At 65.3% G+C, this 21,683-nt stretch carries 18 protein-coding genes and 2 pseudogenes; 11 read left to right on the top strand and 9 right to left on the bottom strand.

The features are described from left to right. Positions 1–68 precede the first annotated feature (68 nt). On the top strand, positions 69–263 hold the full coding sequence (locus CKW39_RS05310; RefSeq protein WP_095797123.1) for a hypothetical protein: 195 nt from the start codon (positions 69–71) through the stop codon (positions 261–263). Between the two features lie 118 nt (positions 264–381). On the opposite strand, the gene CKW39_RS05305 is transcribed toward CKW39_RS05310, so the two are convergent. The 4 genes from CKW39_RS05305 to CKW39_RS05290 all read right to left on the bottom strand — a co-directional run bounded on the left by CKW39_RS05305 (position 382) and on the right by CKW39_RS05290 (position 5,537). Next, positions 382–1,617 (bottom strand): cytochrome P450, encoded by a 1,236-nt coding sequence (locus CKW39_RS05305; RefSeq protein ID WP_173674284.1) that lies wholly within the window; start codon positions 1,615–1,617, stop codon positions 382–384. A 61-nt stretch (positions 1,618–1,678) separates the two neighbouring features. Then, positions 1,679–2,644 carry a RimK family alpha-L-glutamate ligase gene (locus CKW39_RS05300; RefSeq protein WP_240505670.1) on the bottom strand — a complete coding sequence of 322 codons (966 nt, stop codon included), beginning with the start codon at positions 2,642–2,644 and terminating at the stop codon, positions 1,679–1,681. A 13-nt stretch (positions 2,645–2,657) separates the two neighbouring features. Beyond that, positions 2,658–4,235, bottom strand: a complete 1,578-nt coding sequence (locus tag CKW39_RS05295; protein ID WP_095797122.1) for an AbgT family transporter — start codon at positions 4,233–4,235, stop codon at positions 2,658–2,660. A gap of 15 nt (positions 4,236–4,250) precedes the next feature. Further along, on the bottom strand, positions 4,251–5,537 hold the full coding sequence (locus CKW39_RS05290; RefSeq protein WP_095797121.1) for a M20 family metallopeptidase: 1,287 nt from the start codon (positions 5,535–5,537) through the stop codon (positions 4,251–4,253). A 320-nt stretch (positions 5,538–5,857) separates the two neighbouring features. Here CKW39_RS05290 and istA point away from each other — a divergent pair, with 320 nt between their 5' ends. From istA to moeB, 4 genes and pseudogenes are all read left to right on the top strand, one after another. Then, entirely contained in the window at positions 5,858–7,078 is a 1,221-nt protein-coding gene (istA, locus tag CKW39_RS05285; RefSeq protein ID WP_095797288.1) for an IS21 family transposase, read from the top strand. Then, positions 7,078–7,890: pseudogene (gene istB, locus CKW39_RS05280) on the top strand (IS21-like element helper ATPase IstB). The gene istA and the pseudogene istB overlap by 1 nt, the downstream one beginning before the upstream one ends. A gap of 432 nt (positions 7,891–8,322) precedes the next feature. Further along, entirely contained in the window at positions 8,323–8,775 is a 453-nt protein-coding gene (locus tag CKW39_RS05275; RefSeq protein WP_095797120.1) for a molybdenum cofactor biosynthesis protein MoaE, read from the top strand. Positions 8,776–8,780: 5 nt separating this feature from the next. Next, on the top strand, positions 8,781–9,956 hold the full coding sequence (gene moeB, locus CKW39_RS05270; RefSeq protein ID WP_095797287.1) for a molybdopterin-synthase adenylyltransferase MoeB: 1,176 nt from the start codon (positions 8,781–8,783) through the stop codon (positions 9,954–9,956). A 936-nt stretch (positions 9,957–10,892) separates the two neighbouring features. On the opposite strand, the gene CKW39_RS05265 is transcribed toward moeB, so the two are convergent. Further along, a complete protein-coding gene (locus CKW39_RS05265) occupies positions 10,893–11,438 on the bottom strand; it encodes a DUF3253 domain-containing protein (RefSeq protein WP_173674283.1) in 546 nt (181 codons plus the stop codon). Between the two features lie 135 nt (positions 11,439–11,573). Here CKW39_RS05265 and CKW39_RS05260 point away from each other — a divergent pair, with 135 nt between their 5' ends. After that, a complete protein-coding gene (locus tag CKW39_RS05260) occupies positions 11,574–12,899 on the top strand; it encodes a deoxyribodipyrimidine photo-lyase (RefSeq protein WP_095797119.1) in 1,326 nt (441 codons plus the stop codon). Here the strand turns inward: CKW39_RS05260 and CKW39_RS05255 are convergent. Beyond that, entirely contained in the window at positions 12,890–13,684 is a 795-nt protein-coding gene (locus CKW39_RS05255; protein WP_095797118.1) for a helix-turn-helix domain-containing protein, read from the bottom strand. The genes CKW39_RS05260 and CKW39_RS05255 overlap by 10 nt on opposite strands. A 50-nt stretch (positions 13,685–13,734) precedes the next feature. Between CKW39_RS05255 and CKW39_RS05250 the strand changes: the two genes are divergently transcribed. Further along, a complete protein-coding gene (locus CKW39_RS05250) occupies positions 13,735–14,238 on the top strand; it encodes a glyoxalase/bleomycin resistance/extradiol dioxygenase family protein (RefSeq protein WP_095797117.1) in 504 nt (167 codons plus the stop codon). Between the two features lie 369 nt (positions 14,239–14,607). Here CKW39_RS05250 and CKW39_RS05245 read toward each other — a convergent pair whose 3' ends face one another. Next, entirely contained in the window at positions 14,608–17,031 is a 2,424-nt protein-coding gene (locus tag CKW39_RS05245) for a DUF262 domain-containing protein (protein WP_095797116.1), read from the bottom strand. A 247-nt stretch (positions 17,032–17,278) separates the two neighbouring features. Continuing rightward, complete coding sequence (locus tag CKW39_RS05240) at positions 17,279–17,458, bottom strand: hypothetical protein (protein WP_095797115.1); 180 nt, start codon at positions 17,456–17,458, stop codon at positions 17,279–17,281. Between the two features lie 309 nt (positions 17,459–17,767). On the opposite strand from CKW39_RS05240, the pseudogene CKW39_RS15745 reads away from it, so the two are divergent. Continuing rightward, positions 17,768–17,968: pseudogene (locus CKW39_RS15745) on the top strand (VOC family protein); the annotation flags it as partial. Between the two features lie 56 nt (positions 17,969–18,024). Here the strand turns inward: CKW39_RS15745 and CKW39_RS05230 are convergent. Next, positions 18,025–19,722: a thiamine pyrophosphate-binding protein gene (locus tag CKW39_RS05230; protein WP_095797114.1), complete on the bottom strand. Its 1,698-nt coding sequence runs from the start codon at positions 19,720–19,722 to the stop codon at positions 18,025–18,027. A 113-nt stretch (positions 19,723–19,835) separates the two neighbouring features. Between CKW39_RS05230 and CKW39_RS05225 the strand changes: the two genes are divergently transcribed. The 3 genes from CKW39_RS05225 to CKW39_RS05215 are packed head-to-tail and all read left to right on the top strand — an operon-like array spanning position 19,836 to position 21,612. Then, entirely contained in the window at positions 19,836–20,183 is a 348-nt protein-coding gene (locus tag CKW39_RS05225; protein WP_238663189.1) for a helix-turn-helix transcriptional regulator, read from the top strand. After that, a complete protein-coding gene (locus CKW39_RS05220; protein WP_095797113.1) occupies positions 20,183–21,001 on the top strand; it encodes an ImmA/IrrE family metallo-endopeptidase in 819 nt (272 codons plus the stop codon). Before CKW39_RS05225 ends, CKW39_RS05220 begins: the two co-directional genes overlap by 1 nt. After that, positions 20,998–21,612 (top strand): hypothetical protein, encoded by a 615-nt coding sequence (locus CKW39_RS05215; protein WP_095797112.1) that lies wholly within the window; start codon positions 20,998–21,000, stop codon positions 21,610–21,612. Before CKW39_RS05220 ends, CKW39_RS05215 begins: the two co-directional genes overlap by 4 nt. The last annotated feature ends 71 nt before the right edge of the window (positions 21,613–21,683 follow it).

Here is a 21,683-nt window from a genome sequence, read left to right as displayed (position 1 = left end):
GGCGTCCTGTCGACTCATCTTGAGGCGGGACGCGAGAGAGCGGATCCAGCACACAGAAGGAACATCCCATGCGCGAGAAGACCAGTCAGACCACGAGCCCCCGCATCGCTACGGCAACGCGCACCAGCGTCGAACCCGTCCAGCTCCAGCAGCTGATCAAGGGCGCGGAAACAGCCGCCGCGCAGTACGAACGGGACGAAGCGAGGGTCGAAGGGTGGGGACGCGATTCCTTCCCCGCCTCCGACCCGCCCCAGAACTACTAGACCCCAGGGGTTGACTGCTCGGGCGTCCCGAGGAGCTACGGGTGCTCGGCCCCGGCCGGGGAGGGGCAGATGCCTCCACCCCGACACGGGGTCGGTGTTCCCGCCAGAGCGGGAGGTGTCACCGCAGGCGCAGCGGGGCGGTGGCGAAACCGCCGGCCGGTGGCAGTTCGCGTTGCCGCGGCCGGTCCGGGTCGGGTTCGATCGCGGCCGTCGCCGCCAGGGCGGCGCGGGTCAGTGCCCGCAGCTCGAGGGTCGCCAGAGGCCTGCCGGGGCACACGTGCTTGCCGATCCCGTACACCAGGTTGTACGGGGCGTTGCCGACCGGGTCGAACGCCTCCGGGTCGCCGAAGATCCGCGGGTCGCGGTTGGCGGCGGTCCAGTTCAGGAGGACCCGGTCGCCGGCGGCCAGTTCTCGACCACCGACTGTGACGGGTTCCGTGGTGATGCGGCGGTTCACCACGAACGGGTCGTCGATCCGCAGGATCTCGTCGAGGATCGCGTCGAACTCCCGGTCGGACACGCCCGAACGCAACCGGTCCTGCAGATCGGGGTGGTCGGCCAGATAGGCGAGCACTACTCCGGTGCACAACGCCATCGAGCCCAAGTCACCGCCGGTCCAGTTGCGCAGGATCGAGACGATCTCCTCATCGGTGAGTTCCCGCCCGTCGACCCGGGCATGCACGAGCTCGGTGGTCACGTCATCGGGCGCGTCGTCGCCGGCCTCACGGCGGACGTCGATCAGGGACCGGATGATGGCGTCGAAGCGCTGGGCGACCTCCGCGGTGCGAGAAGCGTCCCGGGAGCGGGTGGCGGCATGGTTGTCCTGCATCCACTGCAGCAGATCCTCCTCCAGGCCTGCAGGCCACCCCAGCCAGGCCGTCTGGGCCCGCACCGCGAAGCGGGAGCCGACCGCCACGGCATCGATCGAGCCGGGGACCTCGAGCTGGCCCACCAGGTCGGTGGCGACCCGCTGCACCACCGGCTCCAGGGCGCTCATCCGCTCAGGGGTGAAATACCGCTCCACGAGGGCACGGAACACCGTGTGGGTAGGACCGTCAAGACCGTTGGGCACCTGGAGGTGACGGGAAACCGCGTTGGAGAAGCTCTCGTGGTCCAGCGCGGCGGCGGTGACGTCAGCGTGGGTGAACAGCGTCCAAGCACCACTGGTGTCGCGGGCCACGGGACAGCGTGAGCGCAACTCGTCATAGGCGGCCACGGGGTTGCGACGGACCTGCGGGCCCCGCGGGTTCCAATCGGACCGGACGGGATCCGTGGCAGACTCCGGCGCCACCACGGGACCAGTGACCGGGTCCGTGTCAGGGATGATCTCGTCGCTCGGCATGTGCTCCGTCATGTATCCATCCTGTCGTGGGCCATCTGGATCAGGAACTCCCTCCCAACACATGTGGGGTGATTCACTGTTGCGCGACTTTCTTCAGGTAGCGCGCCAGTTCCCGCGGTGCCGACTTGGGGGCGGAGGCCTCGACGGCGGCGTTGTAGTTGGTGTTCGTGTTCACGTCATAGGTCAGCAGCCGCCCGTCGATGGATTCGATGAACTCGATGCCACACACCTCCAGACCCACCCGACGGGTGAACTCCAGGTACTTGTCAATGATCGGGTCCTGGAAGTCCTCCCGCAGGCTGAAGAGTTGCTGACCTGGCTCGGGGGCCAGGGTGGCCCCGGGCGGGGCAATGGCCTTGCCGGTCACCGGGTCGATCTCGCAGGCATCGGCGGGGCAGAGTTGGAAGCCGCCGCGGGCGGTGTCGGCGGTGATCGCGTAGACGAACTCACCGCCGATGATTTCCACCCGGGTGATCTGCGGTTCGGCGGCCTGCACATACTCCTGGATCAAGGTGATGCCATCTTGGGGTTCTTCGAAGTCGGTCGAGTTCACGTACTCGGCTAGCTCGTCGTGGGATTCGAACTTTCGCACACCCAGACCTTTGCCGCCCTGGTTGTGCTTGGTGATGAACGGGGTCGGAAATCCTTGGGCGGCTTCCAGGATCCGGTGGCGGCCGATGGCGGCGACGGTGCGCGGGGTTTCGATCCCGGCCGCCCGCAGGGCGCTGAGCTGGTCCACCTTGCTCATCTCGAGTTCGAGGACTCGCCGGCCGTTGACGGTACGGCGTCCGTGGGATTCCAGCCAGGAGAGCACCGCCCGGGTGTAGTCCTTGGACAGGCCGTGGTCGCGGGTGTGGGAGGAGGCGCTGATCCGGGACCAGAAGATGCCTTCCGGTGGGGCGGAATCCAGATCGAGGACCCCGTCGGTCAGGATCCATTCTTCGACGTCCAGGCCTTCGAGTTCGAAGGCCCGGGCGAAGGGCGGGAACCATTCAGGGTTCTCATGAAGTGCGTAGATCTTGGGCAGATGGGTACTCAATCTGCGGCCTCCTTTACTCATTGATGAAAATGTCATTGCCCGGGCCCATGGGCAGGTCAAAGCCGTAGAAGACGGCCAGCACTCCTACCCACAGGATCCAGAAAACCAGGGTGAACGGCAGCATTCGGGCGATCACGGTGCCGAGTCCGGCCTCAGGCTCGTAGCGGCGCAGCATGGTCAGCAGCACGATCATGTACGGGTTCATCGGCGTGAGGATCTGGGTGGCCGAATCCCCCACCCGGAAGGCACCCTGCACGAAGGCCGGTTCGTAGCCCAGCAGCGCGAACATCGGCACGAACACCGCCCCCATCAGGGTCCACATGGACGATCCGGAGATGATGAACAGATTCAGGACCGAGGCCAGCAGGATGAATCCGAGGATCGCCGGGAACCCCGTCAACCCGATCGCCTCCAATCCGTTGGCCCCGCTCACGGCGATCCAGCTGCCGATCCCGGACCAGTTGAACAGGGCGATGAACTGGCCGAGGATAAACGCCAGCACCACGAAACTGAGCATGTCCCGGAGCGCCTCGCCCATGATGTTCGGAACGTCCTGCCAAGTCCTGATCGTCCCGACCACCCGTCCGTAGACGATGCCGATTACGCTGAACAAGGCAAAGACGATGAAGACGATGGAGTCCAGTAGCGGGGATCTCGGTAGGAAGCTACCGGTCTCATTGCGCCAGGGCGAGGCGGGAACCAGGGCGGCCGCCATGAACAGCACCATCACGGCCAGGCCGGCCACCAGCGCCCAGCGCACTCCCCGCTTCTCCTGCGGCTCCAGCACGGCACTCATCGCAGAGTTCTGCGCATGCTCGTCCTCCTCTTTGACGACCTGGTCCCGTGAGATCCCCGCCCGATCGATGCGCGGTTCCAGGACCTTGTCGATCAGGAACCCGGCGGCGACGGTGAGCACCACCGAGGAGGCGACGTTGAAGAAGTAGTTGGAAATCGGGGTCACCGGGGTACCGGGATCGGGCAGCGTGGCGGCCACCGCCGTCGTGATTCCGGCGAACAGGGCGTCGAGGCTGGTGACGAGCATCGTCGTCGAGTAACCGGCCCCGGCGGCGGCGAATCCGCCCAGCAGACCCGCGACCGGGTGGCGGCCGGCAGCCTTGAACACCAGTGCCGCCAGTGGGGGGATCACCACGAAAGCCGCGTCGGACATGATGGATCCGAGCACGCCCACCAGCGCCACCGCGTAGGGCAGCGCCCAGCGCGGGGCGGAGCCGAAAGCCCACCGGATCATGGCCGCCAGCAGACCGGTCTTCTCCGCCAGACCCACCCCGAAGATGATCGGCAGCACCACCGCCAGTGGGGGAAACCCGATGAAATTGGCGCCGAGGTTCGCGGTGAACCAGGTCAGTCCCTCCCCGGTGAAGAACCCCCGGATCTGGGTGACCTCGTCACTGCCGGGCACCTGCACGCTGACGCCCAACCATGCCATGACCGTGGTGGCAATGGCGGTGACGACCAACAGCAGCACGAAGAGGATGAAGGGCTCCGGGATTTTGTTGCCGATGCGCTCGATTCCGCCGAGAACGCGGTCAGTCACTGACCGCTCCACGGTGTCCACTGGTGCAGATGACATGGCCTCCGCCTTCCCTCAGTCGAAAAAGCCCGGCACGTCGACGGCGCCGCCTTGGTCGTCGAACTCCTCGTGCACCGCTTTTCGCAGCCCAGCGTCGCACAGGTAGTCCAGCGCGGTCAGCCCCAGTCCGTAGGCGGCGTCCAAGGCGCCGCGTTCGGCGGCCGGGGACCCCGAGGCGACCGCGAACTCACGGGTGTGCAGAGCCACATCAGAATCGGCGATCTTCAGCAACGGATGGATGCCCGGGATGCGATAACTGACGTTGCCGAAGTCGGTGGAAGCTGCGATCGTCTCGGGCACGACACCAACCGGCAAGGGATCACGGCCGCGTCGCCGCTGGGCGGCGATCCACCGATCCGTCAAGGCCGTATTGGTGCGCACAGGCAACGAGGCAGGGTACTCGTCCCAAGTGATCTCGACGCTCGTGCCGGTCATCATCGCCGCACCCCGGGCAATGTCCTCAAGCCGACGGCTGAGATCCTTCAGCGTCTCGGGATACTTGGATCGGGCATAGAGCTTGAGCCCGGCACGTTCGGGGATAATGCTGGGCCGCTGTCCGCCCTCGGTCATGATGGCGTGGACCCGGTCCCCCGGCGGCAGCTGTTGCCGGAACAAGCCGATGCCCTGATAGGCCAAGGCGGCCGCGTCCAGGGCGTTGCGGCCCATGAAAGGCTGAGCCGAGGCATGGGCCGGGACGCCGGTAAACGTCAGGGCCAGCAGTCGCCGACCCAGCCACACCTGATCAGCCAGATCGTAACCGTAGGGGTGGACCATGATGGCGGCATCGATGTCGTCGAAGGCACCGTGGCGGGCCATCACCTCCTTGCCGGTATGCCCCTCTTCGGCCGGGGTGCCCAGCAGCACCACGGACCCGGCGACAGCATCAGGGTGCTGGCGCCACAATCGCACCAGCCCGAGAAAAGCCCCGAGACCGGCCGCGGCGATGACATTATGGCCACAGGCATGCCCGACTTCCGGCAGCGCGTCGTACTCGGCCAGGACGCCGATGGTCGGGCCCGGCCCTGCACCCGCTCCCGGCCATTGCGCCCGGAAAGCGGTGTCCACCCCATACACTCCTGTCTGGGCATCGACGCCGTGACGGGACAATGCCTCAACCAGCAGCCGGGCGCTGTTGTGCTCCGCGAAAGCGGTCTCAGGATGGGCATGCAGCGTCGCGACGATAGCGTTTAGCTCCGGAGCCAACGCATCGATCTGCTCCTCCAAAGCAGCACGCAAATACTCCGGAGCCCCCGAAGACAACCGCCCCATATCGGCCCCGGCCATCAACGGCGCAGCTCGCATCCGCTCACGAGTCTCAATCTCAAGGCGGTTCAGATAGGAACGACTGGGCGTCTCATTCACCACTTCAGGCTATGGGAGGCACCCCCGGCCACCAATCACCTGCGTCACATCCGAATAACCTGCTTTCGCTCTCTCGGACACCGATCGCGAGACTATGACGACCGCGCGTGTTGGAATCGGGTATGGGATGCCAGCATCAGAGCCACCTTTAGTTCCGCCAAAAACTGTAGAACTTACTCGATGTCGGTTCCGGTCGAAAAGACAGCTGAAGTTCCGGTCGAAAAGTGAGCAGCTCGTCCAACGATTGGAGAGTGATCACTGTGGAGGATTGGGCGCTGATCCGTCAGCTGCATCGGGTAGAGGGCTTGTCACAGGCGGCGATTGCCAGGAGGTTGTCGCTGTCGCGCAACACGGTCGCGAAGGCGATCCGCTCCACGGACCCGCCGGCCTACTCACCACGCCCGCCGGTGGAGGGGGCGTTCAGCGAGGTCGAGGCCGCGGTGCGGGACCTGCTGGGCCGGTTTCCGTCGATGCCCACCGCGGTGGTCGCCGAGCGGGTGGGGTGGACCGGGTCCCGGTCGTGGTTCTACGCCAACGTGGCCAGGTTGCGCCCGGGGTACCGGGTCGCGGATCCGGCGGACCGGCTGGTGCATCACGCCGGGGAGCAGATCCAGTGCGATCTGTGGTTCCCGGGCCGGCTGATCCCGGACCACGCCGGGGTGTTCCGGAACTTCCCGGTGCTGGTGATGGTCGCCTCCCACTCCCGCTACGCGGCGGCGGTGCTGCTGCCGAGCCGCACGACCGGGGACCTGCTGGCGGGGATGTGGTGGTGCCTGGCCGCCGGCTTCTCCGCGGTGCCGCGGCAGCTGTTGTGGGACAACGAGGCCGGGATCGGCCGGGGCGGCAAGCTCGCCGAGGGTGTGGCCGGATTCTGCGGGGCGCTGGGAGTGCGGCTGGTGCAGGCCCGCCCCTACGATCCCGAGACCAAGGGCGTGGTCGAGCGGTTCAACGGGTACCTGGCCACCTCGTTCCTGCCCGGGCGCACCTTCGCCGCCCCGGGTGACTTCCAGGCCCAGCTCACCGACTGGCTGGTCATCGCCAACCAGCGCACCCACCGCACCACGCGCACCCGCCCGGTCGATGCCATGGCCACCGAGCGGGAGACGATGGGGCCCCTGCCGCCGGTGGACCCGGTGATCGGTCACCGGTTCACCACGCGGTTGGCCCGGGACTACTACGTCACCGCCGCCGGGGCCGCCTACTCCGTGCACCCGGGGGCGATCGGGCGCCTGGTCGAGGTGGTCGTGGACCTGCACACCGTCACCGTCACCTGTGCTGGGCGCACCGTGGCCGCCCACCAGCGGGCCTGGGGATCCGGTGCCACGATCACCGACCCGGCCCACGTGGCCGCCGCGGCCGCGATGCGCCGGACCCACCAGGCCGTGGCCACCGCCGGCACCACAGGCACCGGCCGGGGCGGGCAGGTGGAGGTTGCCGATCTCGGGGTCTACGACCGGCTGTTCGGGATCGAGGTCGCCTGATGCGCCCGGCCACAGACCCCCTCGGGCGGGTGCTGACGGATGCGGACAAGCAGATCCTCCACCACGCCCGGGAACTGAAGGCCCCCAGGATCGCCGCCGACTACGCCCGGATCGCCGACACCGCCCGGGATCAGCAGTGGAGTCTGGAGGAGTACCTCGCCGCGGTGCTGGGAGGCGAGGCAGCGGCCCGGGCCGCCTCGGGGGCGGCGCTGCGGATCAAGGCCGCCGGGTTCGAGGCGATCAAGACGCTCACCGACTTCGACTTCACGGCCCAGCCCTCCTTGGACCGGGGGCTGATCGCGCGACTGGAAGCCGGGGCGTAGCTGGTGCAGGCCGGCAACGTGGTGCTGCTGGGGCCCCCGGGCACGGGCAAGACGCATGTGGCCATCGGGTTGGGGATCGCCGCGGCCCGGACCGGGCACCGGGTCGCGTTCAACTCCGCCACTGGCTGGGTCACCCGCCTGCACGCCGCCCACGCGACCGGGCGCCTGGAGGCGGAGCTGGCCAAGATCGCCAGGATCCCGCTGGTGATCATCGACGAGCTGGGCTACGTGCCGATCGAGGCCGAGGCGGCGAACCTGTTCTTCCAGCTGGTCTCGACCCGCTATGAGAAGGCCTCGCTGATCATCACCTCGAACTTGCCCTTCTCCCGCTGGGGAGAGGTCTTCGGCGACACCACGATCGCTGCGGCCATGATCGATCGCATCGTTCATCACGCCGAGATCATCACCACCAAAGGCACCAGCTACCGCATCAGGCACACCAGTATCGAGACGCTGCCTTCCGTCACCGAGACCGGACCGGCAGACTAGAACAACCCCGCGAGGTGCTCACTTTTCACACGGACAAACAGCTCAAACTTCGAGCAGAACCGACACTCGACTGTCGGAGTTACCGATCGCCCAGATCGCCAAAACCGAGGATCAACGAGTCCCACCTGGCTCGCCCGGGGCCACCGCCAGCCCTCACCCGGGCAGCCGCCGCTGGCGCAGGTGCTGGCCCGGTCCAGCTTCCTGCTCGACAGGGTGGCTAGCCCAGACGCCGAGATTCCGGCCGGGGCCGTGCCCGACGTCCTGCTCGCCTTTCGGGAAGCTGGACGGGTGACCGCGCCGAAGCTTCCAAGCGACGGTCCAAATCAAGATCGCGCTATGCTGTGGGCCTCCGCGGCATCCCACCCACGATCCCTACGCCGGTCCCCGCCGGGCTCTCGCAGGGGGCCACCGACCACGCGAGGAGACCGACCGATGAGCAGTCCCGGACCGATCCAGGCCGACACCGCCGTCGTCGCCGCGTTCGTGACCGACGAGCCGCTGGACCACGGGCAGGCCGTCACGGCCGTGCAGGACGAGCGCACCGGCGCCGTGGTCTCCTTCAGCGGGGTGATCCGCGACCACGACGGCGGCCGGCCCGTCACGAGCCTCGACTACACCTGCCACCCCGGTGCCGGCGCGGCGATCGAGCAGGTCGCCCGCTCGGTCGCCGACAAGTTCCCGGGCGTGCGGCTCTGGGCCGCCCACCGGGTCGGGCACCTGGGGATCGGGGACTCCGCGCTGGAGGCCGCCGTCGGCGCCGCCCACCGCAAGCTCGCGTTCGCCGCGTGCGACGCGCTCGTCGACCGGATCAAGACCGAGGTGCCCATCTGGAAGGAGCAGCTGTTCGCCGACGGCTCCACCGAGTGGGTCGGGCTGGACGCCTGAGCGCCATGGACCTGCCCCCGCTCGTCGAGCCCGCGGCGACCCTCACCGACGCCGAGCTGCGCCGCTACGCCCGCCACCTGACCGTGCCCGAGATCGGCTGCACCGGCCAGCTGCGGCTGAAGAACGCCCGGATGCTGTGCGTGGGCGCGGGCGGGCTCGGCTCCCCGGCCCTGCTCTACCTCGCCGCCGCGGGCGTCGGGACCCTCGGGATCGCCGACGACGACGTGGTGGACTCCTCCAACCTCCAGCGCCAGGTGATCCACGGGGAGGCCGCGCTGGGCACGCCCAAGACCCGCTCGGCGGCCGCCCGGATCGCCGACCTCAATCCGCTGGTGCGCGTGGTCGAGCACCGCGAGCGGCTCACGGCGGCCACCGCGCAGGAGGTCCTGGCCGGCTACGACCTCGTGCTGGACGGCACGGACAACTTCGGGACCCGCTACCTCGTCTCCGACGCCTGCGAGCTCGCCGGCGTTCCGCACGTGTGGGGGTCGATCCTGCGCTTCGACGGACAGTACTCGGTGTTCTGGGGCGCGCACGGACCCACCTACCGGGACCTCTACCCGGTGCCGCCGGCGCCGGGCACGGTGCCCAACTGCGCCGAGGCGGGAGTGCTCGGCGTCCTGCCGGGGCTGCTGGGGACCGCCATGGCCGTCGAGGCCGTCAAGCTGATCACGGGCGTGGGCACCACGATGCTCGGCCGGGTGGCCACCTACGACGCCCTCTCCGCCCGCTGGTGGGAGATCTCGCTGGTGCCCACGCCCGGCCGCCCGGCCGTCACCGAGCTCGGCGTCGGCCAGGACGAGGATCCCGGCTGCGCCGTGCCGTGCCCGTCCTCCGCCGAGGACGCTCCCACGGTGACGGCCCCGCAGCTTGCCGAGCTGCTGGCCGCCCGGGAGCGCGGCCAGACGGACTTCGAGCTCCTCGACGTCCGGGAGCCCTACGAGGCCCGGCTCGCGGCGATCCCCGGCGCCCGGCTGGTGCCGCTGGCGCAGCTCGAGTCCGGGGAGGCCCTCGCCGGACTCGACCCGCATCGGCGCACCGTGCTGCACTGCAAGGTGGGTGCCCGCTCGGAGCGGGCGCTGCGGCTGCTGCGGGCGCACGGCCACGCCGACGTCGCCCACCTCGAGGGCGGGATCCTCGCGTGGATCGCCCAGGTGAACCCTGCCCAGCGGCCCTACTGACCCGGGTCCGGACGGCGGGCGCCGGCAGGCTTCGCGGGTTCTACAGTCCATCGGGACTTCTTGACCCATGGACTCCCGGTTACCGATGTGGGCGGCCAGTTCTCTCCAGAGAACATCCAGTAGTCCCCATCTGGGTCTTGGAACGCCCGCGGCTGCAGGTTCTCACAGTCCTGGGACAGCTGAGCGGTGGTGGCAGAACCGTAGACGGGTAGCACACACACTCATGCCCGTATCCGGCTTTACATATGGCCGGTTCTCGGACGCCCACCCACGGGAGCTCTCGCATCTGTTTGAACTCCCGTCCGACCGAGGTACCGCTGTCGCACCTTCGAAGGATCGCCCATTATCCTGCTTCAGGCACGCGGGACACATTTGACTCCGGTCGCATGCTGTGGAGCCAGTCATTCGCGACTCCGGTGGCCCGGACATGCTGGTCATCGGATATCCATACTGCACCAATACATCGAATAGATCACCGGAGAATGAATTCACTACCCGGAGAGGCTGAAGCTGGTGAGCGCCTGAACAGGACAGGGTTGCGCCACTTCTGCCCGATTCCCGACAACGATGCCCCTCTAGGAAAATCCCAGAAGCTGAACCTAAGCCAAGACGACGCGCCGTTTCCGTCGCTCCTGAAGGATGCCTTGATCCTTATTGGCCCTGAGGCGTAAGGGTCAAGTGAAAAAGTGGCCTTAGCCGCTTGACGAAAACCATAGGGACACCCCCCGGTGCGGGAGGCCCCGTCTCCACGAGGTGGCTCAAGATGATGGGGCGTTTCCGATCGTAAGCGATAGGCACGCCGCTATCGAGGATGGTCGCGACAAAATCCAGTGCCGGTGGTTTCGGAGTGACGCATATTGTTCTTTATCCCCGATATCCCGTGTCCCTGAAAGTCAGCACAGGGTTATGGACTGCGGAGCCACGTTACGCGAGGACTCATGGCCCGAGTTCCGGTCCCGGCGCGATCCGCAGCGGCCCGTGCGCCTGAGTGGGATCCACTCGTGTGCCGCGTTGCTGCACCTCCACCACGCCGTCGCGGTGCAGGCATGCGGCGACATTGCGTGTCCGGTCCATGAGATCGCGCCAGTCTTCGCCGCCGACGACCTTTGCCGCGTCGCTCGGGCAGATCGTAGCGCCGTCACGATGCCGTAGCAGCGCCTTGATAGTCGCCACTATGCGCTGTGAACGACCCTGGTCTGTATGCTCCCACCAGGCTTCGCCCCGTTCCCCGAGTGCGACCTTCGCGTCCTGCACACGTGGCCGCGCGTGCTCAGGATCGGTGCGCACGAGCCGGCGCGCGGCCATCAGCTCGGCTACGAGTTCGGCGCGCAACTTTTCCGGGATGGATGGATCCGAAGCCCGCCACTTCCGCCCGTTGACCACGATGTGGTGGCCATCGGGGGTGCGCTCGGGTCCCGACCTCGATGGGGTCTGGCCGGGTGTGGAATCAATGTTCGGTGGGGGCGTCGACTCGTGGGTCATGGTTCACTTCATCACACGAGGGCGAGGAAGGGCAGTTCCTATGTGTCTTCGTTCGCACCGCCCGCCACCCCCACCTCCACCTCCACCGAACCTGTGTAAATTGAGCGAAAGTCAAAAGATGGGTGACCAACCGAGATGACAACCGTAGTGTGGTTCCGCGATGACCTGCGGGTCACCGACCATCCGGCTCTGCACCACGCCGTGGAGCGCGGGGAACCCGTGGTGTGTCTCTACGTCCTGGACGAGGAGTCCCAGGGCATCCGCCCGCTGGGTGGTGCCGCCAAGTGGTGGCTGCACCACTCCCTGACCTCGCTGGCCGCAGACCTCTCGGATCTGGGGGCGCCCCTGACGCTGCGGCGGGGTCCGGCGCAGGAGGTGGTGAGCGACGTCGTTCGCAAGACCGGTGCGGACACCCTGCTGTGGAACCGCCGCTACGGCGGGCCCGAGCGCGCCGTGGACGCCGCGCTGAAGGAGTGGGCGGGGGAGAACGGCGTGGAGGCGCACTCCTACGCGGGCTCCCTGCTGTTCGAGCCGTGGACCATTACCACCCAGAGCGGGAACCCGTTCAAGGTTTTCACCCCGTTCTGGCGCGCGTGCACGAGCGGGACGCCACCGCGGGAGCCGTATCCGGCGCCGTCGGCCCTCACCCCCGCCGAGCCGGCCCCGGACTCGGAGAACCTGGCCGACTGGCACCTGCTGCCCACCCGCCCGGATTGGTCCGCCGGACTTGCCGAAACCTGGGAGGTGGGAGAGCAGGCCGCGCACGAGCGGCTGGAGGACTTTCTCGAGGAGAGCCTGCCCACCTACACCAAGGACCGCGATTACCCCGCCAAACCGGTCACGTCCAGGCTGTCCCCGCACCTGCGGTGGGGCGAGATCAGCCCCCACACCGTGTGGCACACGGCGCTGCACCGCGGCGGGAACCCCGGCAAGTTCCTCACCGAGCTCGGCTGGCGCGAGTTCTCCTGGTACAACCTCTACATCCACCCGGACATGGCCCAGCGCCCCATCAACCCCAAGTACGAGCACTTCCCGTGGCCGGAGCTGGACGAGGACGCGCTCGCCGCATGGCAGCGGGGATGCACCGGCATCCCCCTTGTGGACGCCGGGATGCACGAGCTGTGGGAGACCGGGACCATGCAGAACCGGGTGCGGATGGTCGTGGCGTCGCTGCTGGCCAAGAACCTGCTGATCGACTGGCGCCTGGGTGAACAGTGGTTCTGGGACACCCTCGTGGACGCGGACGCTGCGAACAATCCCCACAATTGGCAGTGGGTGGCCGGCTGCGGCACGGACGCTGCCCCCTACTTTCGGATCTTCAACCCCGAGACGCAACAGAAGCGCTTCGACCCGGACTTCGTCTATGTGGACCGCTGGAACGGCCGCCAAGAGGGCGTGGAGCCCATCGTGGACCTCAAAGAATCCCGCGCCCACGCATTGGATCTGAATAGTCAGCTGTGATGCCCGGACGCGCCCCGATACTCCCGCGGGGTCTGCCCCAGAAACCGGTGGAACTCACGGGCGAAATGCGCCTGATCGGAGAATCCGTGGGCTGCAGCAACATCTGAAAGACTCACGCCCGGTTCAGACCGGATGTGCTCCGCGGCCTCCTGCAGCCGCCGTCGTCGGATCAACGCGTGCGGTGTCAGCCCGATGTACTGCTCGGCCAACCGGTGCACCGTCCGCTGCGAGACGTTCAACGCGGCCGCCAGATCACCCACCGTCACTACGGATGAGTTCGACCCCGCTGTTTCGGCCAGCGCATTCGCCAGTCGCGCTTCCTCGGTGATAGCACCAACCCGTGCGGTGACCCACGCGGACAGTCTTGCCACGGCGTCGTCGAAATCCCCGGCGGCGACTGCTTCTGCAACCTGCGAGTGCAGCTTCGGCGCCGCCACCGGAACGTAGCTGTCCCGCACACTCGCCGGGTCGCTCGCGAAGGCCGGCACGGTGGCCGGCCGCAGCAGTGCGGCCACCGCCCACCCGCTGCCGACGAGGTCGCGATGTGAAGCGCGCGTCGTGGGGCCGGCGAAACCCACCATGTCCTGCTCGACCACCAAATTGCAGCCGGGGAAGGGGAGCAGGTCTTGGCGCGAGGTCGAACCCGATGGCTCCTTCCACTCGGCGACCCACCACCAGACGACGAGCTCACGGACCGGGCCGGTGGCGGGAATCCGCTGGAATCGAGGGGGCAGGCGGCGCGGGTAGAGCACCCCGCGCTCGGAGATCTCCGGTAGCTCGCCCATGGCAGGAATATACAAGCCGCCGGCCCGCGCGCGGGTCTACCGTTCCAGACATGACGACACAAGAGAACACCCCGGCCACCGGTTCGCACACCACCAACGGAACACCGCACGGTTACTCGTCCATCACGCCGTTCCTGGCCGTCGCGGATCCCACCGCGGCCCTGGCCTTCTATCAGGAGGTGTTCGGCGCCCAGCTCATCAGTGCTTTCCGCTTCGGTGACGTGGTGGTCCACGCCGAGCTGCAGTTCGCGGACGGCCGCCTACAGTTGGGTGCCGCCCAGCCCGACTACCACCTCGTCGCCCCGGACACCGACGGCGATGACGTCACTTATTCGCTCGCGCTGTACTGCCCGGACGTCGACGACGTCGTGGCGTCAGCGGTTGCCCACGGCGCCACGGTCCGAGAGGAGACCACCAATTTCATTTCCGGGGATCGGTTCGCGAGTGTCCGCGATCCGTTCGGGGTGCGGTGGTCGGTCATGACCCGGGTGGAGGACTTGAGTGATGAGGAGTCGCAGAAGCGGGTGGAGGAGTGGTCGGCGGGGATGGGGTGAGGGGGCTGGTGGAAAGACAGTGGACAGCTGTAACAGCTAGCCGGAAGCTGAGTACCTCTGAATGCGGTGGTTCATCCGCACAAAAGTATTCCCGGCACAACGCTGTGCCAATAGCCGTGAGTCGCAAAACTAGAAATTGCAGTAGGAGTCGTCCACTACACCACTTGCTTGTTCTTGCGGGTAAAGGTCTCTCCGCATCGTTCCACCCCCATCTGCTTAAGGCTATTGCCTTGCACGGTAGGGCGTCATAGAGCGGACATTCAGCGCTGGTCCACCTGCATAGCGATCCCGCGTGCGTCTATAACACAGTGTCCGGCTATGTAATCGGTAAATGCCCAACGTGAGAGTGTCAGCAGTCAACCAGTCTGTTCATTGTGGCAGGCGGCTGACCCAGGAGCTCAGGCTGCCGTCGGCGGCGGCTTCCAGCAGGGCTTCAGGATCCACCCGTTCCGTTTCGTCGACCTTGGAGGAGACCAGAGCCAGAACCTCGGATGGAGTGACAACCTCAAGACGGTTGGGGTCCGCGCAGAATTTCCGCACACTTGTCCCTAGGGTCGTGAGAGGCTGCTGGTCCCGGAAAGGCTCGAAAGTGCGAGCGAATTCCTCCGTGGTTTCCTCTAGGAGGGGATCTCCTGTCGGGAGGCCCCGAATTTCTTCGAAGCGGGGTAGAAACTTGGTCAGATCCTCGTAGGGCGCTTCCTCGTCTTCGGGCCTGGACGAGTTGGCCGAATGATCCGAGTCACTTTCCTCTGGCCGTAAAGTAATGACTAATTCTTCGGTATCCAGGCCGGCCTGATTGAAGAGCCGACGCATGAGAGACACCTTCGTCCAGGTGCTGGAAGATCCGTTCCAGCCAATGCTCTCGTCCAGTGCATAGACCCCATTCTCCTCCGGATCGAAAGCATCACCCACCCGGAAATAGTCCGTGGTGCCGGCCAGCTGAAGGATGGCGTCCCTATGTTCCACCACGGCAATCTTGAAGACCCTGGTGGTCAGATCGCGCCAGTTCTTCACGGTGGCGTGGTGCTCATTCCAAATAAATGCAACAGGAGCGCGACCAGTGAAATCGGTGTCCGTCCCCAACGCTTCGGTGGGCAGTTGGGGGCGGACGGGTTCGAAGTCGCTTTGGGGATAGATCCAGTAGGACAACGCTTCGTCGCACAGGCGCTGTGAGCGTGCGCGCAGTTGCTCCTCACCCCAGGTCTCGGAGGTCTTTATTTCCTTGTTCAAGCGGAATGGGGACTCCATGAATCCATGGTCCATGGTGCGCTTCATCGAATAGGAAGCATTGGAATAAGACGAGTTGTACCCCGTGACGGTGAGATTACCGAGCCGATGCAGCCAACGGTCGTGAATGCGCTCAGCTTCAGGCCCCAGCTCGTCCACCCATGACTGGGTCAGGGTTTGGGGCATGATGTGCTCAATCGAGAGTGAACCATTCTCGATGCCGTGGGCGATGTCTCGGGTATCGTTGGAGTTCAAGTTCTCCAGGCACTCAAACAGGTATTTCCGTCGCTCGCCCTTGAAGTTATAAAGATTCTTGCTCTCGAGGCTCTGGATGAACTCCGCATCATCCGGGAAAGATCCCGAACCGGACCGCTTACGGAGTGAATAGCCCAGAACTTCCGAAAAGGAACGGTCCTTGGGTCGGATGCGCCTAACATCCCTGAAGACCGTGGCAAACACCTTGTTCAAGGCGTTGGTGGGGACCTCGGCGATGTAGCGGCGGAAGATGTAGGACTCGATGATCCGGATGCAATCGGCAAGATCTGCGGCATCGATATCACCACCTTCGTAGGCCTCCAACAAAGGCATAAGAAGGGGGAGTACGACATCAGTCTTGAGGAGATTGAGTCTGCGCAAGCGCAGATCGATCTTGTGGTGACCGGTGCTCGCCTGGTGGATCTGCTGATAGTAGGTGGAGTACCGCCGGACTTCTTCCAACAGCTGCGCGCCTCGCAGTCCAACGTCGGCCATGTAGTTTTTAAAGGCCTCGTAAACGCGGTCCTGTCGTGGAATACGAGACGTTTGGGTGACCAGGTACCAACGCAGGAAAGCCCCGGTGGCATAGTCCACATTCGTCTCGATGCGGTTCCAGTAATCCGAGTAGACCCTTTCCTGCTCTCGAACGTCCAGGCCCATGAGAACGAGGTTGCGCACCTTGTCAGCTTCGCTAAGTGCCAGTCCGGTGGAGTTGAGGGACTCGAAGATTCGCTGGGCATCGTCATGCTGTTCCAAATCCAGGTGCATGACCTCTAGGCGTTCGATGGCTCTCCACAGGTCATCACTGCTAATACCAAGGAGCGGAACCTGCTCTTTGAAATAACGATAGTTCGCTGTGACGGATGAGGTATCAACATGTTCCGACTGGGACTTGAAAAGAGAGGCATAGGCCTCAGCATCGAGCTTCACCGGCTTTAGCTTGAAACGCGGAGTGTCGTCTTGCTCCTTGAGAAGTAGGAAGCTGGTACGAATCCGATGCGCCAGGTTGCAGTCCTGAGAGTCAAGCACCTGCTCGTCCAGGAGATCTGCCAGGGCGAGCATGAGCAGGCTGACCGTGGTCAGCCGCTGCTGACCATCGATCACCACCCAGCGCCAGGAACCCTCGGGTTGTCCGACGACAGCGCCGAAAAAGTGCTTGGGGCGGTCCTGCTCGATTACATTGACTAGATCGTCCAGCAGCTGTTGGCATTGTTTCAGCCCCCAGTCGTAATTTCGTTGATAGACGGGAATCACCAGTTGGCGTTCCTGCATGCCGTACACCTTGAGAACCTCGGTCACCTGTCCGCGCATGGAGCAAGCTTATGAGCCGCGGTTACGAATCCCCAGGCAGGGATCGCCATATGTCAGTGTTACGGGGGCTCCTAGGCTGGGAGCGAGTTGCCAGCGCCTCAGCATTCACGGCCTCCTGGCCCGCGGGCCACACAGAACCAGCTGCTGCTGCATCGCCCCAAGAGTAGATGAACGAGTTTCAGTTCAGCCGGAACTTGCCGGCCACGGGAGGGATCACGGTCTTAGTACCAAAGTCCTGCTCGTCGATTTAGTGTTGGGACCACCAGCGATGGACGTTATCATCCGCGATGGACAGTCGCCCCACCAAAGCAGCCGGCTCGGGTTCGTGGGGGTTCTGTGTGACTTCACGCCGCAGGATACCCACGCACGTGCGGGCCACTAAGGGCGAGTCTTCGTCGAGTTCTCGCATGTGGGGATCCGCGAACATGATGGACACCTAATGCGCTGGGCTACCGGGACTTTGGAGGAACTGGTGAGTAGCGCCGTCGCCCACCCGTTCCAGGCAAGAGCGCCCAGGCGCGGTCTCGTAACCAGGACGGACAGCTCCGGGAGCTGAGCGAGCAGCAGCTGTAGTCGACCGTCCGCGGCCTCGCGACCCGGGGCGGAGTAACGGTGCGCGGTTGAGCAGGTCCTCTGCGTAGGCGGTCTGCTCAGGGTTCAACTGCAGCACACGACACAGCGCCTCTGAAAGCAAGGGCGACGGTGCCAGACGCCCCTGCTCCACGCGCGTGTAGTAGTCGACGACGTCGTGGCGACAGCGGTTGCCCATGGCGCCACCCTGCGGGAGGAGACCACCAATTTCGTCTCGGGGGATCGGTTCGCAAGTATCCGCGATCAGTTCGGGGTGCGGTGGTCGGTCATGACGCGCGTGGAGGACCTGAGTGATGAGAAGTCTCAGAAACGGGTGGAGGAGTGGTCGACGGGGGTTGCTGAGTGAGGGGTGGCGGTGAATCCCATCCGGGCGGACCCCGCCAACCCCCTCAACCACTGTGCTTACAACCGCTTCCCCGCGTCCAGCGACGCCGCCATGAACTCCGCCACGACCTTCTGGGAGATGGCGACATCCAGAACGAACACGCCCTCGTCATGGAAGGCCAGCCAGTCGGTGAGCACGGACAGCTCCGCCAGGGTGCGGATCTTGGCGCCGTCGGCGCCCATGGCCTTGCCCATTGCGGAGAAGTCCACCTCATCGATGAGCATGGCCGTGGGATCCAGGCCCTTGGAGGCGTACTGGTGTAGTTCGGCGCCGTAGGCGGAGTCGTTGAGCACCACCACCACGCCGCGGCGGGTGGCGCGCACGAACGTTTCCAGATCCGCCAGGCCCATGAGCCCGCCGCCGTCGCCGGTGACGAATACCGTGGTGCGTTCCGGTTGCGCCACCGAGACTCCGGCCGCGGAGCCGAAGCCCAGCCCGATCGACTGGAACGCGGTGCCCACCAGCACCATCGCCTGAGGGTCCGGGACGGACAAGTACATGGGTGCCCAGCCGATGAAGTGTCCACCGTCCATGACGACGGAGCGCTCGGCGGGCAGGATTTCCTCGAGGGCTGAGACCACCGCGCGGGGGTTGAGCCGTCCGTCTGGGCCGAACTCGGTGGGGTCCTCCACTGGTTCGGCGGAGCGGAATTCTTCCCCGGCGACTTCGGGGACGGCGGCGCGCCAGGTGGCCGCGGCGTCGGCGGCCGAGATGCGGGCCAACAGGCCGGCGGTGGCGGGCCCCAGATCCGCGCGCACGTAGTCGGTGACCTGCGGGTGGGCCATGATGGCCTCGGGTTCGTTGTCGATGCGGATCACGCGTGCGTCCGGCGAGAAGAGCGTTCCGTACCGCGACTGGAAGGTGTTGAGACTCGCACCGGCGACCAGAACGACGTCGGCCTGTTGCGCCAGATCCAGGCGGTGCTCGCGCGTGAAGCCCCCGGCGATGCCCAGGTTCCAGGGCGAGTCCAACGCGTTGGTGGCCATCACGGAGGTCATGAACAGCGCCCCGAGACGATCGCCGAGCTCCTGGAGCGCACCGGCGGCGTCTCCGAGGAGCACCCCGCGGCCGGCCAGGATCAGTGGCCGCTCCGCGCCACGAAGAATAGATGCAATACGATCGAGTTCCTCGCCCGGTGCGACCCAGGACGGCTTGTTCGGCAGCGGCTCCAGCTCGGTCTGCGCGGTGAGCGGGGCGGTGGCGTGGTCGTAGGGGATCGCCACGATCACCGGCTGCACGGTCTGCTGCGCCAGATCGAAGGCCCGGTGGGTGATGGCCGCGGCATTGTCCGGGCCGGCCACCAGCGTGGTCACACCCACCGCCGACGCCGCTCCGGCCTGGTCGATATCGAACGGTCGCCTTCCGGTGGTGGGCGCGTCACCCACTACGAGCACCAGCGGAACGCGGGCCAGGCGAGCCTCTGCCAAGCCCGTGTACGTGTTGGTGAACCCGGCGCCATAGGTCACGGTGGCGGCTCCGATCCGACCGGTCGCACGGTGATACGCGTCGGCCATGGTCACGGCGGCCACCTCGTGACGAGCGGAGGTGAACGGGAACCCCTGATAGGTGAGATGACTGATCACGTGGGCATTGCCGTTACCCATGAGGCCGAACAGATGGTCGGAACGCTCGGCAATCACGTCAGCGACCGCCGTCGAAACGCTTGTTTTCTCGGCGGGTTGATCCGATGCGGGACGGTTCTGCTCGGTGGTCATGGCGTGTTCTTCTCCTGAGTCATGGGTGGAGCTACCTGCTCGTTGCCGGGGTTGCCCCGAATTCATCCGCTCAAACGCAGGTATGAGTGGTAAGCTGAATCAAATTCAGAAAAGTGATTCAGGGGGTGGATGCAGTGAACGAAATGGTAGCGGCGATTGAGAGCGCCCGTGAAGCTGCCGGTCTGTCCCAGCGCGCTTTGGCCGACAGGGTAGGCCTCTCCCAGGCCACGCTGAACCGTATTCTGAGCGGTGAACGCGCAGTGAAGATGACTGAAGTGATCATGATTGCTGATGCCACTGGATGCACTGTCGCGCAGCTGGCTGGCAGCGGCGTTGCTGGGCGCGTGCAGTGTGCGGCTCGTGCGACGAATGGATCGAACATGGATTCCATGCGCCAACGGTTGCTGCATTTCATGGAGCTGGACGCATACCTTGACGATTACGCGATTCCTGCGGCGTAATGACTCCTTCACTCGAACAGCAAGCTCAACGGGCGGCGGATGAGTTCCGCCGGGAGCACCGACTTGGGGTGCAACCACTTGGCGATCTAGTGGCATTGATCGAGCAAACGACCGGGCATGACGTTGCGATTCTCGACGCAGACCCGGATGAGCACGGTCTGATCATGCGAGATCCGGAGCGCAACAAGGTGTTCATTGGAGTGGCACGCAGCCATAAGCCAATGCGTCAGCGAAGCTCACTGGCACACGAGCTGGCCCACCTGATCTTTCAGGACTGGTCGGATGAATTGGGCAAACGCTCACCGGAGGAAATCCGGGCTGATGCTTTTGCACGGCATCTGCTGGTGCCGCAGGAAGGGGTCAAGGAGTTTCTCGGAAGCACACATGATGTCTCTAGGCAGACCCTTTCGGACGTTGTGCAGAGGTTCCTGGTGTCACCAGCCATTGCCGCGATTGCCATGAGGGAGGCCGGTTATGTGCCTTCAGGCCTGGCCTCAGAATGGGGTCGGACCCCCACGCCGCAGCTGGCAACGAGGTTCGGGTGGAGCGATCAATATGAGGCGCTTCAGGTCGACTCGAATCGGCTCCGTGCACCTCAGGGTCTCGTGTCGCGAGCGATCGCGGGCTACGCCGAGGGTGTCGTTAGCGCGCAAACGATCGCCACGCTGCGAGGAGTCCCGGCTGAGCGGATTGTGCATGAACTTGAGGGGATCGGAATAGTCCCGAGGGTTCCGGACGACAGGGAGTTCGAACCCGATGAACTTCCGGATATTGATGTGGATCTGAGCGGGCTGGAGGACGAAGGCAGATCGCCATGAGCCAGCGGCCGATCATGGATGCTGGTCCGGGACTCAACTTCTTCTCCCTGAACAAAGAGCGCTTGCTCTTTGCGACACTTGGGCCACTTGCAGTTCCAGAGATCGTTGAACACGAAATCGTGCGTAAAGCTCGTCAGGACCAACGGTTTAAACCCGCTGAACGTGTGCTGGGCAAGGTTCCACCACGGTTACTAGAAGTTCTCTCCGACGATGTCACTCCTGAGCTCGCCACGGCAGTGAATCGTATCGCTGGTGTTCCCATCGAAAGCCGCATGCGTTCGAGCAAAGATCTGGGCGAAACCATGGTGGTCGCTCACGCCGTCGTTGCTGCCGAGCGTGGGGATCGCGTCATCGTGCTCATCGATGACGGTGGAGGCCGGCGGGTGGCTGCGCGAGAAGCGGCACGCCTGCGGCGCCTGCGTGAGAGGCAAGCAGATATTGGCAGCATCGCGTTGATCAGCACGGGCCACGTTTTGAAGAAAGCCGCTGGCGGCGAGGACTTGCCAGACCGCAACTCCATGCGAGAGCTGTACGAAAGATTGCGTGCTCTAGATGATGGGCTGGCTCCGCTGGAGGGAACTGGTTTGATGGAACTGCCGTGTTGGTCGTAGCTGGGATGACTACACGAGGTTGTTGAACTCTGTTCAGACGAAGCACGTCTCCACTTCGTGCCTTGCACCCA

The organism is Kocuria sp. WRN011, assembly GCF_002295155.1.
Lineage (GTDB): Bacteria > Actinomycetota > Actinomycetes > Actinomycetales > Micrococcaceae > Kocuria > Kocuria carniphila.
This window is presented reverse-complemented; position numbering and strand designations above follow the sequence as displayed.

Coding starts and splice junctions, on each gene's coding strand:
- CKW39_RS05310 (WP_095797123.1), top strand. CDS start 69: ATGCGCGAGAAGACCAGTCAGACCACGAGCCCCCGCATCGCTACGGCA.
- CKW39_RS05305 (WP_173674284.1), bottom strand. CDS start 1,617: ATGACGGAGCACATGCCGAGCGACGAGATCATCCCTGACACGGACCCG.
- CKW39_RS05295 (WP_095797122.1), bottom strand. CDS start 4,235: ATGTCATCTGCACCAGTGGACACCGTGGAGCGGTCAGTGACTGACCGC.
- CKW39_RS05290 (WP_095797121.1), bottom strand. CDS start 5,537: ATGCGAGCTGCGCCGTTGATGGCCGGGGCCGATATGGGGCGGTTGTCT.
- CKW39_RS05275 (WP_095797120.1), top strand. CDS start 8,323: ATGAGCAGTCCCGGACCGATCCAGGCCGACACCGCCGTCGTCGCCGCG.
- moeB (WP_095797287.1), top strand. CDS start 8,781: ATGGACCTGCCCCCGCTCGTCGAGCCCGCGGCGACCCTCACCGACGCC.
- CKW39_RS05265 (WP_173674283.1), bottom strand. CDS start 11,438: ATGACCCACGAGTCGACGCCCCCACCGAACATTGATTCCACACCCGGC.
- CKW39_RS05260 (WP_095797119.1), top strand. CDS start 11,574: ATGACAACCGTAGTGTGGTTCCGCGATGACCTGCGGGTCACCGACCAT.
- CKW39_RS05255 (WP_095797118.1), bottom strand. CDS start 13,684: ATGGGCGAGCTACCGGAGATCTCCGAGCGCGGGGTGCTCTACCCGCGC.
- CKW39_RS05250 (WP_095797117.1), top strand. CDS start 13,735: ATGACGACACAAGAGAACACCCCGGCCACCGGTTCGCACACCACCAAC.
- CKW39_RS05245 (WP_095797116.1), bottom strand. CDS start 17,031: ATGCGCGGACAGGTGACCGAGGTTCTCAAGGTGTACGGCATGCAGGAA.
- CKW39_RS05240 (WP_095797115.1), bottom strand. CDS start 17,458: ATGTTCGCGGATCCCCACATGCGAGAACTCGACGAAGACTCGCCCTTA.
- CKW39_RS05230 (WP_095797114.1), bottom strand. CDS start 19,722: ATGACCACCGAGCAGAACCGTCCCGCATCGGATCAACCCGCCGAGAAA.
- CKW39_RS05220 (WP_095797113.1), top strand. CDS start 20,183: ATGACTCCTTCACTCGAACAGCAAGCTCAACGGGCGGCGGATGAGTTC.
- CKW39_RS05215 (WP_095797112.1), top strand. CDS start 20,998: ATGAGCCAGCGGCCGATCATGGATGCTGGTCCGGGACTCAACTTCTTC.